Annotated in this window: 16 protein-coding genes; 13 read left to right on the forward strand and 3 right to left on the reverse strand. The window is 63.8% G+C overall.

All coding sequences use genetic code 11. The features are described from left to right. Window position 1: 1 nt before the first annotated feature. Window positions 2-1,285, reverse strand: coding sequence for an HlyC/CorC family transporter (locus ACFOEV_RS11840; RefSeq protein ID WP_386774143.1), 1,284 nt, complete (start codon window positions 1,283-1,285; stop codon window positions 2-4). 85 nt (window positions 1,286-1,370) lie between these two features. Continuing rightward, window positions 1,371-2,171, reverse strand: a complete 801-nt coding sequence (locus ACFOEV_RS11845; protein WP_386774145.1) for a cytochrome C assembly family protein — start codon at window positions 2,169-2,171, stop codon at window positions 1,371-1,373. A gap of 189 nt (window positions 2,172-2,360) precedes the next feature. Here ACFOEV_RS11845 and ffh point away from each other — a divergent pair, with 189 nt between their 5' ends. The 10 genes from ffh (at window position 2,361) to recJ (ending at window position 12,875) form a co-directional block, all read left to right on the forward strand. Then, window positions 2,361-3,764, forward strand: a complete 1,404-nt coding sequence (ffh, locus tag ACFOEV_RS11850; RefSeq protein WP_386774147.1) for a signal recognition particle protein — start codon at window positions 2,361-2,363, stop codon at window positions 3,762-3,764. A gap of 256 nt (window positions 3,765-4,020) precedes the next feature. Further along, a complete protein-coding gene (rpsP, locus tag ACFOEV_RS11855; RefSeq protein WP_386774149.1) occupies window positions 4,021-4,269 on the forward strand; it encodes a 30S ribosomal protein S16 in 249 nt (82 codons plus the stop codon). 49 nt (window positions 4,270-4,318) lie between these two features. Further along, window positions 4,319-4,885, forward strand: a complete 567-nt coding sequence (gene rimM, locus ACFOEV_RS11860) for a ribosome maturation factor RimM (RefSeq protein WP_386774151.1) — start codon at window positions 4,319-4,321, stop codon at window positions 4,883-4,885. 63 nt (window positions 4,886-4,948) lie between these two features. Continuing rightward, on the forward strand, window positions 4,949-5,734 hold the full coding sequence (gene trmD / locus ACFOEV_RS11865; protein WP_386774153.1) for a tRNA (guanosine(37)-N1)-methyltransferase TrmD: 786 nt from the start codon (window positions 4,949-4,951) through the stop codon (window positions 5,732-5,734). Between the two features lie 97 nt (window positions 5,735-5,831). After that, entirely contained in the window at window positions 5,832-6,188 is a 357-nt protein-coding gene (gene rplS / locus ACFOEV_RS11870; protein WP_386774155.1) for a 50S ribosomal protein L19, read from the forward strand. A gap of 105 nt (window positions 6,189-6,293) precedes the next feature. Next, the gene (gene xerD, locus ACFOEV_RS11875; RefSeq protein WP_386774157.1) at window positions 6,294-7,196 is read left to right on the forward strand and encodes a site-specific tyrosine recombinase XerD; all 903 of its coding nucleotides are present in this window, start codon (window positions 6,294-6,296) and stop codon (window positions 7,194-7,196) included. A 2-nt stretch (window positions 7,197-7,198) separates the two neighbouring features. Then, window positions 7,199-7,948, forward strand: coding sequence for a DsbC family protein (locus ACFOEV_RS11880; protein ID WP_386774159.1), 750 nt, complete (start codon window positions 7,199-7,201; stop codon window positions 7,946-7,948). 125 nt (window positions 7,949-8,073) lie between these two features. Then, the gene (locus ACFOEV_RS11885) at window positions 8,074-9,390 is read left to right on the forward strand and encodes a homoserine dehydrogenase (RefSeq protein WP_386774161.1); all 1,317 of its coding nucleotides are present in this window, start codon (window positions 8,074-8,076) and stop codon (window positions 9,388-9,390) included. An 86-nt stretch (window positions 9,391-9,476) separates the two neighbouring features. After that, window positions 9,477-10,865, forward strand: a complete 1,389-nt coding sequence (gene thrC, locus ACFOEV_RS11890) for a threonine synthase (protein ID WP_386774162.1) — start codon at window positions 9,477-9,479, stop codon at window positions 10,863-10,865. Window positions 10,866-11,066: 201 nt separating this feature from the next. Beyond that, window positions 11,067-12,875 (forward strand): single-stranded-DNA-specific exonuclease RecJ, encoded by a 1,809-nt coding sequence (recJ, locus tag ACFOEV_RS11895; RefSeq protein WP_386774164.1) that lies wholly within the window; start codon window positions 11,067-11,069, stop codon window positions 12,873-12,875. Window positions 12,876-12,966: 91 nt separating this feature from the next. On the opposite strand, the gene ACFOEV_RS11900 is transcribed toward recJ, so the two are convergent. Beyond that, window positions 12,967-13,386: a VOC family protein gene (locus ACFOEV_RS11900; RefSeq protein ID WP_386774166.1), complete on the reverse strand. Its 420-nt coding sequence runs from the start codon at window positions 13,384-13,386 to the stop codon at window positions 12,967-12,969. A 333-nt stretch (window positions 13,387-13,719) separates the two neighbouring features. On the opposite strand from ACFOEV_RS11900, the gene ACFOEV_RS11905 reads away from it, so the two are divergent. From ACFOEV_RS11905 to lysS, 3 genes are all read left to right on the forward strand, one after another. Next, window positions 13,720-15,057 carry an OmpP1/FadL family transporter gene (locus ACFOEV_RS11905; protein WP_386774168.1) on the forward strand — a complete coding sequence of 446 codons (1,338 nt, stop codon included), beginning with the start codon at window positions 13,720-13,722 and terminating at the stop codon, window positions 15,055-15,057. A 196-nt stretch (window positions 15,058-15,253) separates the two neighbouring features. Further along, a protein-coding gene (gene prfB, locus ACFOEV_RS11910) for a peptide chain release factor 2 (RefSeq protein WP_386774170.1) occupies window positions 15,254-16,352 on the forward strand; the annotation gives its coding sequence in 2 pieces (ribosomal slippage) (window positions 15,254-15,328 and window positions 15,330-16,352; 1,098 coding nt in all). Window positions 16,353-16,481: 129 nt separating this feature from the next. Beyond that, on the forward strand, window positions 16,482-18,002 hold the full coding sequence (gene lysS / locus ACFOEV_RS11915; RefSeq protein WP_386774172.1) for a lysine--tRNA ligase: 1,521 nt from the start codon (window positions 16,482-16,484) through the stop codon (window positions 18,000-18,002). The last annotated feature ends 58 nt before the right edge of the window (window positions 18,003-18,060 follow it).

Below are 18,060 nucleotides of genomic sequence, written 5' to 3' on the forward strand. Positions count from 1 at the left end.
TTCAGGTGTGGCGAATCGGGCGCCGTGATGCCTGCCAGCAGCGCGCCGAAGTGATCAGCTTGTCCTTGGCCTGAAGGATTTCCATGCGGATGACACCGACCTGCAGGCAGGCTGGCCCATCGGGAAAGGATTCGAGGTGCTCGAGGATCAGGCCATTGAGGGTCTTGGGGCCGTCGGTCGGTAGCTGCCAGCCCAGCGACTTGTTGATTTCGCGAATGTTGGCGGTACCTTCGATCATGTAGCTGCCATCGTCCTGTAGATGAATCTCCTGGTGCATGCCTGCCACGTCGGTGGTGAATTCGCCAACGATCTCCTCGAGAATGTCCTCCAATGTCACCAGTCCCTCCACGTCGCCGTACTCGTCGACCACGATGCCGATGCGACGCTTCTGCTGCTGGAAGTTGAGCAGTTGGGTATGCAGCGGGGTGGATTCCGGAATGAAGTAGGGTTCGCGGGCCTCCTGGACGATGGCGGCCTTGGTCACCTCCTGCCTGGAAAGGAAGCGTGCGGCATTACGCAGGTGCAGCATGCCGATGATATTGTTGATGTCGCCCTTGTAGACCGGCAACCGGGTGTGCTGGCTGGTGCGGATCTGTGCCAGGATGCTGTCCAGGTCGTCTTCCAGGTCGATGCCTACCACCTCATGACGCGGCACCATGATGTCGTTCACGGTGACGTTTTCCAGGTCGAGGATCGACAGCAGCATGGCCTGGTGGCGATGGGGGATCAGAGTGCCGGCTTCATGGACTACGGTGCGCAGCTCATCACGGGTCAGGTTGTCGGCACCGCCGTCGAGGCTCTTGACGCCTACCAGCCGAAGTAGGCCATTGGAGAGGGCATTGACCAGCCATACCACGGGATAGAGCAGCTTGAGCAGAGGTTCCAGCGCGAACGAGGCGGGATAAGCGATGCGCTCGGGCTTGATCGCCGCATAGGTCTTGGGACTGACCTCGGCGAAGATCAGGATCACGATGGTCAGGATCAAGGGGGCTATCGCCGGACCGGTGACCTCACCGAAGAAATGGATCGCCAGCACGGTGGCGATCGCTGCCGCCAGGTTGTTGACGAGGTTATTGCCGATCAGGATCACCCCGATCAGTCGGTCGGGCCTGGCCAGTAGGCGCATGACCCGCTTGGCAGGACGTTCACCGCTGTTGGCCTGGTGACTCAGGCGATAGCGGTTGATCGACATCATGCCGGTCTCGGAACTGGAGAAGAAGGCAGACAGGCAGATAAGCAGAAACAGCAAGCCGAACAGCAGTCCCAGCGGGAAGTCGTCGCTCAAGATCGATGGATCCTCAATGGCGTATCAGGCTCGTTTGTAGGGATTCCCCGGAAGACTGTCAAGGCGGACTCCATCGATAGGGCACTCAGCCCTGGGGGAAGATGATTTCCAGGGCAAACTTGCTGCCGAAGTAGGCCAGCACCAGCAGCGCGCAGCCACCGAGGGTCCAGCGTACCGCACGCAGCCCGCGCCAGCCAAACCAGTGGTGGCCGGCCAGCAGCGTCGAGAAGATCACCCACGCGGCCAGCGACAGCAGCGTCTTGTGAGCCAAATGCTGAGCGAAGAGATCGTCGACAAACACGAAGCCACTGACGATGGCGGCGGTGAGCAACAACATTCCGGCCCAGATCAACTCGAACAGCACGCGTTCCATGGTGGTCAAGGGGGGCAGCGCCTGGATGATGCCGCGGGTATGGTGGTGACGGAGAGCCTGGTTCTGCATGGCCAGCAACACTGCCTGCACGGCGGCGATGGCGAACAGGGAAAAGGCCAGGGCCGAACTGATGGCGTGGAAGGCGATCCCCGGTGTCATGCCGGTGCCGTGCCCGGAGCTGGGCAGTCCGACGGCGAGCAGCAGCGTGACAGCGGCCAGCGGGAACAAGCCCACGGAGGCATTGAGGATCGGCTTGATCAGGCTGACTGCCAGCAGCAGGGCGGCGATGAGGGCGCTGGCCAGCATCGCGCTGTACGACAGGCCCAGCCCCAGGCCGCCGGCTTCGCGCAGAATGGCGATGATCGTCAGGGCATGGCAGAGCAGTGCCAGCAGCCCCACGCCCCGCACCAGGACGGGGCGTTGCGGCACGCGGCGTGACAGCGCCAGGCCCTGCCAGGAGGCGGCGCCGAGATAAAAGATGATGGCCAGGAGGGCAAAGGGAAGCGCCTGCATTGGATGCTGTCCGTGCGCCGTCGACATCGGCGGAATGAGAATCGGGGACGTTGCTGAAGGCCATCACTATACCGAATCCCGTGCGCTGCGCCCAGCCACCGGCAAGTGTGACAACGCGTGCATGGAGACTGACGTCGCTAAGGCGTATAATTGCCGGTCACAGCCAAGGCATCGCTGCCGGAGAGGCCCATGTTCGAGAGTTTGACAGAGCGTCTATCGCGGACGCTGAAGACCATCAGCGGTCAGGCCAAGCTGACCGAAGACAATATCAAGGATACCTTGCGCGAGGTGCGCCGGGCGCTGCTGGAGGCCGACGTGGCCCTGCCGGTGGTCAAGGCGTTCATCGACCGTGTGCGCGAGCGTGCCGTAGGTCAGGAAGTGTCGAGGAGCCTGTCGCCGGGCCAGCAGTTCGTCAAGATCGTCCAGCAGGAACTCGAGGCGATCATGGGCGAGGCCAACGAGGGCCTGAGCCTCAAGGGCGCGCCGGCGGTGATCCTGATGGCCGGCCTGCAGGGGGCGGGCAAGACCACCTCGGTGGCCAAGTTGGCGCGCTATTTGCGGGAGCGCGAGAAGAAGAAGGTGCTGGTGGTCTCCGCCGACGTCTATCGTCCGGCGGCCATCGATCAGCTCGAGACGTTGGCCAAGGAAGTCGCCGTCGACTTCTTCCCGTCGCAATCCGACCAACGGCCTGTGGCCATCGCCGAGGCAGCACTCAAGCATGCTCGGATCCAGTTCCATGACGTGGTGATCGTCGATACCGCCGGTCGCCTGCATGTCGATGCCGACATGATGGACGAGATCCAGGCCCTGCATAAGGCGGTGGCCCCTCAGGAAACGCTGTTCGTGGTCGACGCCATGACCGGTCAGGATGCCGCCAACACCGCCAAGGCGTTCCACGAGGCACTGCCGCTGACCGGGGTGATCCTCACCAAGGCGGATGGCGATGCCCGTGGTGGCGCAGCGTTGTCGGTGCGGCACATCACCGGCAAGCCAATCAAGTTCATGGGCATGGGGGAAAAGGTCGATGCCCTCGAGCCCTTTCATCCGGATCGCGTTGCCTCGCGCATCCTCGGTATGGGCGATGTGTTGTCGCTGATCGAGGAGGCGGAGCGTACCGTCGACAAGACCAAGGCCGAAAAACTGGCCAAGAAGGTCAAGAAGGGTGAGGGGTTCGATCTCGAAGACTTTCGTGATCAGCTCGTGCAGCTCAAGAAGATGGGGGGCATGGGCGGTCTGATGAGCAAGTTGCCCGGGATGGGGCAGATGGCTGAAATGGCGCAGGGGCCGGGGCCCGAAAAGGAGTTTGGCAAGCTCGAGGCCTTGATCAACTCGATGACCCCCAAGGAGCGTCGCAAGCCGGAGATCATCAACGGCTCGCGCAAACGCCGCATCGCCGCCGGTGCCGGCCTGCAGGTACCGGACCTCAATCGCCTGCTCAAGCAGCACAAGCAGATGCAGAAGATGATGAAGAAGGCGGGCAAGAAGGGCGGCATGCAGAAGATGATGCGCGGCATGTCCGGGATGATGGGGGGCGGTGGTCCCGGTGGTCCTGGCGGTATGGGCGGTCCCGGTGGCGGCTTCCCCTGGCGTTGAACTGTCGGGAGGGGCGAGCGGAAAAAGGTTTCCAAGCGTCGCCGATTTCCGTAGAATGCTGCCTCTTCGTGGCAGGACCGCGCGGAAGCGCGCGCCACGGTCGTGACAATCGGCCAGTCGACGGCGTCTTGCGTCTCGTCATTGCGCCGCAGCGGCATGGCCTTCCCTGGAAGGCTTGCCGGCATGATAGGGGCTCGGTGATATTGCCGGGTTCCGGCAATATTTCAGTAACTTCAACCGAAGGACAGTTAACGCAATGGTTACCATTCGTCTGGCACGTGGTGGCGCCAAGAAGCGTCCCTTCTACCACCTGACTGTTAGCGACTCTCGCCAGTCTCGTGACGGCCGCTTCATCGAGCGCGTCGGCTTCTTCAATCCGGTCGCCCGGGGCCAGGAAGAGCGTCTGCGTATCGATCTGGACCGTGTCACTCACTGGCAGAGCCAGGGTGCTCAGGTTTCCGATCGCGTCGCCGAACTGATCAAGGAAGCCCGCAAGCAGGCCTGAGCCTGTGGCGGTGCTGGCCGAACCAGGCAACGACGGATCGCGAACGGTCATGTCCAACGAGGTATCGGCAGTGGTAGAGCGCGCCACCCATGACAGTGACGACCACTACGTGGTGCTGGGTAAGCTGACCAGTCCCTATGGCGTCAAGGGCTGGCTGCGGGTGTATTCGTACACCAGTCCCATGGACGGCATCCTCGATTACCCCGAATGGGTGCTGAGGCGTGCCGGCGAGATCGAGACCCGCCGGGTCAAGCAGGGGCGGCGACAGGGCAAGGGCCTGGTGGCCAGCCTCGATGGTGTCGCGTCTCGTGAGCAGGCCGAGTCGCTGGCAGGGGCCGAGGTGCTGTTGCCCAAGGACACGCTGCCCGAGCTCGCTCCGGGCGATTATTACTGGCATCAACTGGAAGGCCTGCAGGTGGTCACCCGGGAAGGCACGAAACTCGGTCGGGTGAGCTATCTGTTCGAGACCGGTGCCAACGATGTCATGGTCGTGGCGGGGGATGCCGAGGCCATCGATGACCGGGAGCGACTACTGCCCTTCCTGCCCGGTCAAGTGGTATGCGACGTGGATCTTGATGCCGGGATCATGACGGTGGACTGGGATCCGGATTTTTGAACGAATTCTGACGTACCGCTTCCCGGCCATGGCGGTCGGAAAGAGGAAACGGGACATGCTGCCGTGTGGATTGGGGTCGTTTCGCTATTCCCGGAGATGTTTGACGCGGTTACCCGCCACGGCGTGACAGGGCGGGCGGTCAGGCAAGGGCTGCTGGAACTGGAGTTCTGGAACCCCCGCGACTATGCCACGGACAAGCATCGCACGGTGGACGATCGCCCCTACGGCGGCGGTCCGGGCATGCTGATGAAGGTCGAGACCCTGCGTGGTGCCATCGCGGATGCTCGTCGGGGAGCTGAAGCGGCGACAGGCCGCCCTGCCAAGGTGATCTACTTGTCGCCACAGGGGCGACCTCTGGATCAGCGGGGCGTGCAGGAGTTGGCCGGCGCTACCCCTCTGGTGGTGGTCGCTGGCCGTTATGAAGGCATCGACGAACGTGTCGTGGAAAGCGATGTCGATGAAGAGTGGTCGATCGGTGACTATGTGTTGAGTGGCGGCGAGCTGCCGGCCATGGTGCTGATCGATGGCGCGGCACGCTTGGTGCCCGGGGTGCTGGGCCACCAGGACTCGGCGGTGGAGGACTCCTTCAACGACGGACTGCTGGACTGCCCGCACTATACGCGCCCCGAGGAAGTCGAGGGGCGGTCGGTGCCGGAGGTCCTGCTCAGCGGCAATCATGCGGCGATCAAGCGCTGGCGGCTGAAGCAGTCGCTGGGACGTACCTGGCTCAGGCGTCCCGATCTGTTGCATGGCAGGACCCTGAATCGTGAGCAGCAGGTGTTGCTCGACGAATTCATCGAGGAATACGCCACTCAGGCGGAGGTGCAGGCCAGCCCGGACCAAGACTGAACCGAGGCACCTGCGTCATACACAGAGTCGACTCCCGCGTCATCGCCCGTTTCGGGTCGAGTGTCGGGATCACACAGGAAACATCGAGGAGCGAGCAATGAGTAGCAAGAGCAAGGTGATCCAGGCGATCGAAGCCGAGCAGATGAGCAAGGAAGTCCCGGCCTTCGCCCCGGGCGACACCGTGGTCGTCCAGGTCAAGGTCAAGGAAGGCAACCGCGAGCGTCTGCAGGCTTTCGAAGGCGTGGTGATCGGCAAGCGTAACCGGGGTCTGAACTCCGCCTTCACCGTGCGCAAGATTTCCCACGGTGTCGGCGTCGAGCGGACCTTCCAGACCTACAGCCCGCTGGTCGCTGCCATCGACGTCAAGCGCCGTGGTGACGTGCGTCAGGCCAAGCTGTACTACCTCCGTGAGCGCAGCGGCAAGTCCGCTCGTATCAAGGAAAAGCTGGCCTAAGCGCAGGCGTTGGCTGGACCGGTGCGGAGCCTGCCTGGCCCGTACCCAGCGAAACCCCGTCACCGCTCGCGCGGGGCGGGGTTTCGGCGCTTCTGAGGGAGGCCGATGAGTGACGTGACCGAGCAAGATCGCCAGCTGGAGGCTTTTCTCGATGCTCTGTGGCTCGAGCAGGGGGCGAGCGAGCATACCCTGGCCGCCTATCGACGCGACCTGCAAGCCTGGTTGCACTATCTGGGAAAACGGGGACTCGCGCTATCGGCGCCGGGACCGCAGGCCCTGCCGCAATGGCTGGACGAGCGGCGCGCCGCCGGTTATCAGTTGCGCTCCAATGCCCGCTTGCTGTCGAGCCTGCGACGCTTCTATCGCTGGGCGCTGGCCAGTGGGACGATCGATCATGATCCACTGGCCGAGGTGCGGCTGCCCCGGGTGCGTCCCAGCCTGCCCGAAACGCTCGACGAGCCCGAGGTCGAACGGCTACTGGAGGCGCCGGACCTGGATACCGCCATCGGGCTGCGCGATCGCGCCATGCTCGAAGTGCTCTATGGCAGCGGCCTGAGGGTCTCCGAACTGGTCGGCATGACAGTGGATGCGGTCAATCTGCGCCAAGGAGTGATCCGGGTGCTGGGCAAGGGCGACAAGGAACGGTTGGTGCCGATAGGAGAGGAGGCGATTGCCTGGCTGGAACGTTATCTGCGTGCCGGGCGCGGTGCACTGATGAGCGATATCACCCGGCTGCCGCTGTTTCCCGGGCGTGGCGATGGCTTCATGACGCGCCAGACCTTCTGGCACCGCATCAAGGCCCATGCCAGGACGGCGGGTATCGACAAGCCATTGTCGCCGCATACCCTGCGCCATGCTTTTGCGACCCATTTATTGAATCATGGCGCCAATCTGCGTGTCGTACAGCTGCTGCTGGGGCATAGCGACCTGTCGACCACGCAGATTTATACGCATGTCGCTCAGGCGCGCCTGGAAGCGTTGCATGCCGATCATCATCCCCGAGGTTAACCATGAATCGACTCCTGATGTCCGCTCTCACCGGTCTGTTTGCCGCTGCTTTGACCGGCATCGCGTTTTCCACTACGACCCTCGCCTCGACCCACCATGAACTGGCCGAGCGCCTGACCGTGAATGGCGAACCCATGCCGGTCGCCGAGGTGCGCGAGACGCCGCTCGACGGTTTCTTCGAAGTGCGCCTGGAGAACGGCGAAACCTTCTACAGCGATGCCGCGGGCAAGCATTTCCTGGTCGGGGATCTCTACGAGAATAGCGATGCCGGGCTGGTCAATCTCACCGAGCAGCGGCGCAACGCCGAGCGCGCCGAACGCCTGGCGCAGGTGCCGGAAAGCGAGCAGGTGATCTTTCGCGGGCCCGGCGAGACGCGGGCCGTGGTCAAGGTATTCACCGATACCACTTGCCCCTATTGTCGGCGTTTTCACGAGGAAGTGCCCAAGCTCAACGAGATGGGCATCGAGATCCACTATCTCGCCTTCCCGAGGGCCGGCATGGGCTCCGAGGGCGGACGAGCGCTGAGTCAGGTGTGGTGCGCCGACAATCGCACCGAGGCCATGACCACGGCCAAACGCGAGGAAGCGCTGTCCAACTCGCCGGACTGCGACAACCCGGTCGAGGAACAGTATCATCTGGGCATGGAGATCGGCGTTCAGGGCACGCCGGCGATCGTGATGCCGGATGGGCGCATGGTACCGGGCTACGTGCCGGCCGAGCGCCTGGCCGCCATGCTTGGCCTGAACGACTGACATCGATACCGTTGACGCCTTCCGGCCATCTCGGCACGCTGGATGGCAGGGCACGATACCAGGGGCATGAGGCGACATACGAAAAACTGCCTGAGACAACACGACACAAGCAAGGGGATAAGACGTTGAAACCGGTGAGAGTAGGAATCTGTGGTCTGGGCACCGTGGGTAGCGGTACCTTCAATGTGTTGATGCGCAATGCCGATGAGATCGCTCGGCGTGCGGGACGGCCGATCGTCATCGAGCAGGTGGCGATGCGTCGCGACAACCCGGACTGCGATACCGCCGGTGTCAAGACCACTGCGGATGTCTTCGAGGTGGCCAGAAACCCGGACGTGGACGTGCTGGTCGAGCTGATCGGCGGCTATGAGGTGGCCCGGGAACTGGTGCTGACCGCCATCGAGCACGGCAAGCACGTGGTGACCGCCAACAAGGCGCTGATCGCCGTACACGGCAATGAAATCTTTCAGGCCGCCCACGAGCAGGGGGTGATCGTCGCCTTCGAAGCCGCCGTGGCCGGCGGCATCCCGGTCATCAAGTCGCTGCGTGAGGGCCTGGGGGCCAACCGCATCGAATGGCTGGCCGGCATCATCAACGGTACCGGCAACTATATCCTCACCCATATGCGCGACGAGGGACGAGCCTTCGAGGACGTGCTGGCCGAAGCCCAGGCCCTGGGATATGCCGAAGCCGACCCGACCTTCGATGTCGAGGGCATCGATGCCGCGCACAAGCTGACCATCCTGGCCTCGATTGCCTATGGCGTGCCGCTGCAGTTCGAGAAGGCCTATACCGAAGGTATTTCGCGAATCACTGCCGAGGATGTCGAGCAGGCCGACAACCTGGGGTATGTCATCAAGCACCTGGGGATTTCCAAGCGCACCGAGGCCGGTTTCGAGCTGCGCGTGCATCCGACGCTGATCCCCAAGGAGCGCATGCTGGCCAACGTGCACGGCGTCAAGAACGCCATCGCCGTGATGGGCGACGCCGTGGGGCCGACTCTCTATTACGGCGCCGGCGCCGGGGCCGAGCCCACTGCCTCGGCGGTGGTCGCCGACCTGCTCGACGTGGCACGGGACATCACCACCGATCACCACTACCGGGTACCCTATCTGGCCTTCAGTGGCATCCACGATGAGATCAACGCCCTGTCCATCCTACCCATGGAGGAGATCGTCACCGCCTACTACCTGCGCCTGCTGGCGGTCGACCGTCCGGGGGTCCTGGCCAGGGTGGCGACCATCCTCTCCGAGCAGGGGATCTCCATCGAGGCGATCATCCAGAAGGAGGCCACCGAGGGCGAGTTGGTGCCGATCATCCTGCTGACCCATCGGACTCGCGAGAAGAACATGAATGAGGTGATTCGCCAGATCGAAGCGCTGGCCGATATCGCCGGCTCGGTAACCCGGATTCGCGTCGAGAGCCTGGACGAGCACGAATAACCCAGCCGCGAGCCTCGGGTCACGGGCGTCGAGCAGCGGGTGCTCGTGGCCCGTCGCTCGCCGCTCGTGGCCCACGGAGTGGAAAGATGCGCTATATCAGTACTCGCGGGCAGGCGCCCGCACTGAGTTTCGAGGATGTCGTGCTGACCGGCATGGCCAGCGATGGCGGCCTCTACGTTCCGGAAAGCGTGCCGCAGCTTAGCCACGATGACCTGGCCGCCATGGCCGGCCTGTCCTACGCCGAGATCGCCTTCCGGGTGATGCAGCCCTTCGTCGCCGGGGCCATCGACGACGACACCTTCCGCGGCCTGGTGCGCGATGCCTATGCCACCTTCAGCCATGACGCCGTGGTGCCGCTCAACCAGCTCGATGCCAACCATTTCCTGCTCGAACTGTTCCACGGCCCGACCCTGGCCTTCAAGGATGTGGCCTTGCAGTTGTTGGGCCGGTTGCTCGACCACTTCCTGGCCAAGCGCGGCGAGCGCGCGGTGATCATGGGGGCCACGTCGGGCGACACCGGCTCGGCGGCGATCGAGGGCTGCCGCCACTGCGACAACCTGGACATCTTCATCCTCCATCCGTACAACCGGGTCTCCGAGGTGCAGCGTCGCCAGATGACCTCGGTGCTGGCCGACAATGTCTTCAATATCGCCATCGAGGGCAATTTCGACGACGCCCAAGCCATGGTCAAGGCCAGCTTCGCCAACCAGGACTTCCTGAACGGCACGCGGCTGGTGGCGGTCAACTCGATCAACTGGGCGCGCATCATGGCCCAGATCGTCTATTACGTCGCCGCCGGCGTGGCGCTCGGCGCGCCGCACCGCCCGGTCAGCTTCTGCGTGCCGTCGGCCAACTTCGGCAATGTCTTCGCCGGCTACATGGCCTACCGCATGGGCTTGCCGGTCAAGCAGTTCATCATCGCCACCAACGCCAACGATATCCTGCACCGCACGCTGGCCGACAACGACTTCTCCAAGCGCGAGCTGAAGGCAACGCTGGCGCCGTCGATGGATATCGTGGTGTCGTCGAACTTCGAGCGACTGCTGTTCGAGGCCTATGGCCGCGACGGCGACGCCGTACGCGAGCTGCTCGAGCGCTTCCAGCAGGAACCCACGACACTCGCCGAGGCACCGCTGGCCAGGCTGCGCGACCTGTTTGCCAGCCATAGCGTCGATGACGCCACCATCCTCGAGGTGATTCGTGAGGCCCACCATCGCACCCAGGAGATTCTCGACCCGCATACCGCCACCGGCTATCGCGCCGCCGAGCGGGTGCGTGCCGATGCCGCCACGCCGGTGGTGACGCTGGCCACCGCGCATCCGGCCAAGTTCGCCGAGGCGGTGGTCAAGGCCGGGTTCCCCGGCGTCCCCTTGCCGCCGCATATGGACGACCTGCTGGAACGCGAGGAACGCTATACGGTGCTGCCGGCGGAGCTTGCGGCGGTGCAGCGCTTCGTGGCCGAGAACCGCCGCTGATTGATGGCATACTCTGCTCCCTTTTTGGAGCGGACAGCACCCAAGGCCAGGCCAGGAAGAAAGCGGAACTCGTGCGGCAGGGATAGCCGCACGGGAGTGCCCAGGGAAGGGGGCATTCGGCCATGACCTGTCGCGACAGGAATTTTCCCAAGGGACCCACGCCCGCTCTGCCCGGGCGTTCTTTCGCAAGGAGAGTTCCGTTTGGATACGGAGATCGCCCAACCCCTCATCCAGGACCTACTCCGGACGCGCATTCAGCCGCGGCAGCGTGACGCGGCGCTCTATGCACGGGCGCAGGCCGAGGGACTGACCGAGCTGCAGGCGCGGATACTGGCCGGTCGGCTGGCCGGTTACCGTGGCGAGATCGGCCCGCTGGTCTCGCCCAGTCTGCGTCATCTCGAGCATCCCGAGCGCCTGGCGGACGCGCGTCGCGCCGCCGAGCGCCTCGGCCAGGCGGTGGTGGAAGGCGAGCATATCGGCATCCTCACCGACTACGACGTCGACGGCATCACCTCGCATGTGGTGATCCTGCGGACCCTGAGCGAACTGTTCGGAGTGCCGTCGCACAAGCTGCACAGCCTGATCGGCCACCGCATCAATGACGGTTACGGCATCAGCCTGCCGCTGGTGGAGCGTACCCTGCGGCTGACACCACGCCCCAGCCTGGTGATCACCGCCGACTGTGGCAGCAGCGACGAGCCGCGCATCGCCCGCCTGAAGGAGGCCGGCATCGAGGTGATCGTCACCGACCATCACGCCCTGCCCATCGAGGGGCCGCCGGCCTCGGCCCATGCCACCGTCAATCCGACGCGCGACGACTGCGACTATCCCGACCCGACTATCGCCGGCTGCATGGTGGCCTGGCTGGTCATGTCGCTGACCCGCTCGGTGCTGATCGAGTGGGGCGCGCTGGCTGCTGCGACGCCCAAGCTCTCGCCGTGGCTCTCCTATGTGGCCCTGGGCACCGTGGCCGATTGCGTGTCGCTGGGGGGCAGCGCCGCCAATCGCGCGGTGGTCACGCACGGGCTGAGCCTGATCAACCGCATGGAGGCCGCCTGCTGGCGTGCCATGGCCGTGCGTCTGGGAGCCGACAGCGTACCCTTCGACGCCGAAACCCTGGCCTTTCAGATGGGGCCGCGCATCAATGCCCGCTCGCGCCTGGACGACCCTTACGCAGCGCTGCACTTCATGCTGGCGGCGGACGATGCCATCGCCCAGCAGCACCTGGATGTGCTGGATCAGGACAACCAGTCGCGCAAGGCGATCGAGGCCGACATGACCGAAGAGGCGCGACGGCTGGCGATGCCGCAGTTGTCCGCCGGTGCGCCGGCGCTGGTGGTGTATCTCGAGGACGGCCATGCCGGCGTGCAAGGCATCGTCGCCTCGCGCCTGGTCCAGGCCTTCGGCCGCCCGACGCTGGTGCTCACCCGTGCCGCCGCCCCGGGCATGCTGACCGGTTCAGGGCGCTCGATCGACGGGTTGCATCTGCGCGATGCCCTGCAGCGAGTCCATGAGCTGGCACCCGAGGCCCTGCCGCGTTTCGGTGGCCACCGCGGGGCCGCCGGTATCGGGTTGCCCATCGAGCAACTCGATTGCTTCCGCGAGACCTTGCTGGTGGCCGTGAGCGAGCAGTTGGGTAGTCGCGAACTCTATCCCTGCGTGTTCACTGACGGTGAGCTGGAGACCGAGCAACTGTCGTTGGCGACGCTCGACGAGCTGGAACGGCTGGCCCCCTATGGCCGCGAGTTCGACGCGCCGCTGTTCAGTGGCGAGTTCCTGGTCGAGAACCTGCGCGTTGTCGGTGCCGATGGCAATCACTTGATGCTCGAACTGTCGCGCGGCGGCGTCGCCGTGCGGGCGATCTGGTTCCGTGCCCTGACGCCCGGCGAGGTGCCGGCCTTCGCCCTGGGCGCACGACTGCACTGCGCCTACAAGCTGTCGCGCAATCGCTGGAAGGGGCGGGAGTCCCTGCAGTTAATGGTGGAACACGCCGAGATATTGGCAAGCTGAGGAGGCTGCAGGAGAGTTTCTTCCAGGCACTAGCGCTATTTTCCTTCTACAAAACGCGAAGCGTCGTACTTCCTTCTTCCGTCTTTTTTCCTCAATAATTGGGCCAGACGCCCGGTGTAGCCAGTTCCAGCAAATGGCCGTCCGGGTCGCGAAAATACAGGCTCTCCCCTCCCTTGGGCCAGTGGGTACGCCCTTCGATGGTCACACCGTGGTCGCTGAGTTGCGCCTCCCAGGCGGGGAGCTCGCGTGCGGCAATGGCGAATGCCATATGTACGCGACCCTGGCCGTCGTGAGGAGGGATGGTGCCCATCTCGCCCGGGAGCACCACCGTTTCCAGGGTTTCGCCACGCAGGAACAGCAGCAGCACCGAGCCAGCGCCGGCATCGTAGGCGGTGAAGCGGTGATCGGCGGTGAAGGCCTCGAGTCCCATCACGCCTTCGAAGAAGGCCCGAGCCCGGGCCATGTCCTCGACGTAGAGTGCCGTTTCCAATACGCCATTGAGCTTGGGCATCGGCGTCTCCCGATCGTGCACTTGTCTTTTATCCTAGCAGGCGTCAGCACTTGACCTGCCATAATCAGTGGACAATCAGCGGAGCGGCGGTCAGCGCGCAGTCGTCGGTCAGCATCACGCCTTGGACCTGCCTGGGCGTGACTCCCTAAGTTGATGAAAGTTCAAGGAATCAAATATTCATCATACTAAAGTATGCTCGCTTTGAAGATTAAAACGAACGTTTGCCCTTGATCATTGTGGCGCTTTGCGCCAAAAAGAGTAGGGCACGCCCTTGCCCGGAGCGGGCAAGACCGCAACTACTTCCAGCCTTTCCCTGGAAAAGGACGTCAGACGATGCAAAACAAGTTCAACAAGCTCTCCATCGCCGTTGCCATCGCCTCCACGGCGCTGGTCTCCAGCCAGGCGCAGGCCGCGGGGTTTCAGGTCCGAGAGCAGAGCGCCAAGACACTCGCCAATGCATTCTCCAATGCGGCGGCCGGTGCCGAGGATGCCAGCTTCATGGCCCATAATCCGGCCGCGATCGGCAATATCGACGGCACCCAGGTGACCGGTGGCCTGTCCTATATCGATGCTGATTTCGAACTTCGGAATGGTGAGGCATCGAGTGCATTCGGGTTCCCCTATGGCTCGGATGCCTCGGGTCAGGGCGGCGAGACTGCCTGGGTCCCCAGTTTTGCCGCCAAGACGCAACTCAACGACCAGTTCGACCTGGGCCTGGCGATCTATTCGCCCTACGGGCTGTCGACGCAATACGACAAGGACTGGATCGGGCGCTATCACGGCATCGAGACCGAACTGAAGACTATCGATATCCAGCCCACGCTGAACTATCGCGTAAACGATCGCCTCTCCATTGCCGCCGGTCTGCGCGCGGAATATGCCGATGCGACGCTGTCCAACGCCAGCGATTTCGGTTCTTTGGCGGCCTCTCAAGGGGTTCCCGGTGCCGCTCCCGGACAGAACGATGTCATCGGTGAGGTGACAGGCGATGATTGGGGCTACGGCTATACCCTGGGCGCCCTGTTCCAGGTCACCGACAAGACCCGCCTGGGGATCAGCTATCGCTCCAAGATCGACCTGACACTCGACGGCGAACTGAACGTCGAGGGGACGGATCCCCTGTCGGACGGCGCCGTCGCGGCTGGGCTGGTGACGGGAACGGGGGGAACCGCCGACTTGACCACGCCGGCCAATTTGAATCTGGGGGTCTATCATCAGCTCACGGATCGCCTTGCCCTGATGGCCAATGCCGAGTGGATCGAATGGAGCTCTTTCGATGAGTTGGTGGTCGAGTTCGATGATGGGCGGGACTCGAGCGTCACCGAGGAAAACTGGGATGACACCTGGGCCTTCTCGGTAGGGGCCAACTATGCGCTGACCCCCCAGTGGCTGCTGCGGGCCGGCCTGGGATATGACCAGACCCCGGTGCCCAGCAGCCGTTATCGCACGCCACGGGTGCCGGATTCGGATCGCCGTTGGGCCTCTGTCGGGGCGACTTACATGCCGACGCCGGAGCTGGGTATCACCGCCGGCTACTTGCATGTCTTCGGCAAGGACGTGGATATGGATCAGGATGCCACCGATACCGGCAACGCGAGCCGCGGCAACCTCGCCGGCACCTATGAGGTGTCGGCGGACGTGTTGGCCCTTTCCGTCGACTATCGCTTCTGAGGCTGGCAGCGCGCCGCGCCTCGTGGCAGGAAGATCACCACACCCGGCTCCGGCCGGGTGTGGTGCTTGCTGACGCTATCCGCCGGGATGGCTGCTGGGAGGGGATTTCGCTACAATGAGGGCCTTTATCCGGCCGCCGCCTGTCTTTCGAGTGTGGCGGCCGCCTTCCCTGCAGCAAACGTCAGGCAGACCATTCATGCTAGAGATCAACCCGATCAACAACCTCATCAAGGACCTGTCCGAGCGGACAGACGTCCTGAGGGGGTATCTTTGACTATGCCGAGAAGAAGGACCGGTTAGAGGAAGTCTCCCGCGAGCTGGAAAACCCCGACGTCTGGAACGACCCGGCGTATGCCCAGAAGCTCGGCAAGGAGCGCGCCGCGCTCGAGCTGGTGGTGCAGACCATCGACGAGCTGGATCGGGGCGTGACCGATAGTGCCGATCTGCTCGAGCTGGCAGCGTTGGAAGACGACGAGGATACCGTCGCCGAGGTGCAGCGCGAACTGGAAAGCCTGCAGCAAAGCCTCGAGAAACTCGAGTTCCGACGCATGTTCTCCGGTGAAATGGACGAGAACAACGCCTACCTGGATATCCAGGCCGGTTCGGGCGGCACCGAGGCCCAGGACTGGGCCAACATGCTGCTGCGCATGTACCTGCGCTGGGCCGAGCATCATGGCTTCAAGGCCGAGATCATCGAGGCCTCAGCCGGCGAGGTGGCGGGTATCAAGTCGGCGACGGTGCATATCCAGGGCGACTACGCCTTCGGTTGGCTGCGTACCGAAACCGGGGTACATCGCCTGGTGCGCAAGAGCCCCTTCGACTCCGGTGGCCGCCGCCACACCTCCTTCGCCTCGGTGTTCCTGTCACCGGAGATCGACGACAGCTTCGAGGTCGAGATCAACCCGGCGGACCTGCGTACCGATACCTACCGCTCTAGCGGCGCCGGCGGCCAGCACGTCAACACCACCGACTCGGCGGTACGCATCACCCATGAGCCGACCGGCATCGTGGTGGCCTGCCAGAGCCAGCGCAGCCAGCACGCCAACCGCGACTTCGCCATGAAGCAGCTCAAGGCGAAGCTGTGGGAACACGAAATGCAGAAGCGCAACGCCGCCAAGCAGGAGGCCGAGGACTCCAAGGCCGATATCGGCTGGGGTAGTCAGATCCGCTCCTATGTGCTCGACGACCAGCGCATCAAGGACCTGCGGACCGGCGTGCAGACCAGCAACTGCGAGAAGGTGCTCGACGGCGATCTGGACCAATTTATCGAAGCGAGTCTCAAGCAAGGCCTATAAGAGCTGGTGGCGAACGGCGGACTGCGAGCTGGGAATACTATATTGCTAGCCCGTAGCCCGTAGCCCGTAGCCCGTAGCCCGTAGCCCGTAGCCCGCAACTCGTAGCACAATTTTTTCACAGGTAGCGTAATGGCCAACCAGAGCTCTTCCCAGGACAGCCCCCAGCACGACGAGAACCATCTGATCGCCGAGCGCCGTGCCAAGCTGGCGGCGAGGCGCGAGCGTGCCGCCGAGAGCGGCGAGAGTGCCTTCCCCAACGATTTCCGCCGCGACGGCCTGGCGGCCGATCTCCTCGCCGAACTGGGCGACAGGGACAAGGACGCGCTGGAGTCCCTGGATCGCCAGGCGGCCGTGGCCGGGCGCATCATGCGCAAGCGTGGCCCCTTCATCGTCATCCAGGACGTCTCCGGACAGATCCAGTTGTACGTCGACAAGAAGGGCCTGCCTGCCGATGTGCTCGAGGACATCAAGGGCTGGGACATCGGCGATATCGTCGCGGGGCGTGGGCCGGTGCACAAGTCCGGCAAGGGCGACCTGTACGTGAAGATGAGCGAGGCCAAGCTGCTGACCAAGAGCCTGCGCCCGCTGCCCGACAAATTCCACGGCCTGACCGATCTGGAAGCACGCTATCGCCAGCGCTATGTCGACCTGATCATGAACCCCGAATCGCGGCGTACCTTCGAGGTGCGCGCCGGGGTGATCGCGTCCATCCGGCGCTTCTTCGAGTCGCGTGGTTTCATGGAGGTCGAGACGCCGATGCTGCAGCAGATCCCCGGCGGTGCCGCGGCTCGGCCGTTCATCACCCACCACAACGCGCTGGACCTCGACATGTACCTGCGCATCGCCCCGGAGCTGTATCTCAAGCGGCTGGTGGTGGGGGGATTCGAGCGGGTCTTCGAGATCAACCGCAATTTCCGCAACGAGGGGTTGTCGACGCGTCACAACCCCGAATTCACCATGCTCGAGTTCTACTGGGCCTACGCCGACTATCATGACCTGCTCGATCTCACCGAAGAGATGGTGCGCCAGGTGGCTCAGGAAGTGCTGGGGACCACTACCCTGGTCTACCAGGGCACGAGCTACGACCTGGGGCAGCCGTTCGCGCGTCTGACCCTGCGTCAGGCGATCCTCGAACACGGCGATGGCCTCGGCGAGTCCGACATCGATACCGAGGACGGTGCCCGCGCTACCTGTGACCGTCTGGGCATCGCCGTCAAAAACAGTTGGGGACTGGGCAAGCTGCAGACCGAGATCTTCGAGGAGGTGGCCGAGCCCAAGCTCGATCGGCCGACCTTCATCGTCGAGTACCCGGCCGAGGTCAGTCCGCTGGCGCGGCGCAACGATGCCAATCCCTTCGTCACCGACCGCTTCGAATTCTTCGTCGGCGGCCGCGAGATCGCCAATGGTTTCTCGGAGCTCAACGATGCCGAGGACCAGGCCGAACGTTTCCGCGAGCAGGTGGCCGAGAAGGACGCCGGTGATCTGGAGGCGATGTATTACGACGCCGACTACGTGCGCGCCCTCGAATACGGCCTGCCGCCCACCGCGGGCGAAGGCATCGGTATCGATCGGCTGGTGATGCTGTTTACCGATAGCCCGTCGATTCGGGATGTGCTGCTGTTCCCGGCGATGCGCCCCGAGGCGGAGTGATGCAGGGAATAGTTGGTAACCGGGGTGCCTAGCACTCATAATGTCAGCGTTTCGACGT

This window comes from Litchfieldella rifensis, from assembly GCF_042646605.1.
Classification (GTDB): Bacteria; Pseudomonadota; Gammaproteobacteria; order Pseudomonadales; family Halomonadaceae; genus Litchfieldella; species Litchfieldella rifensis.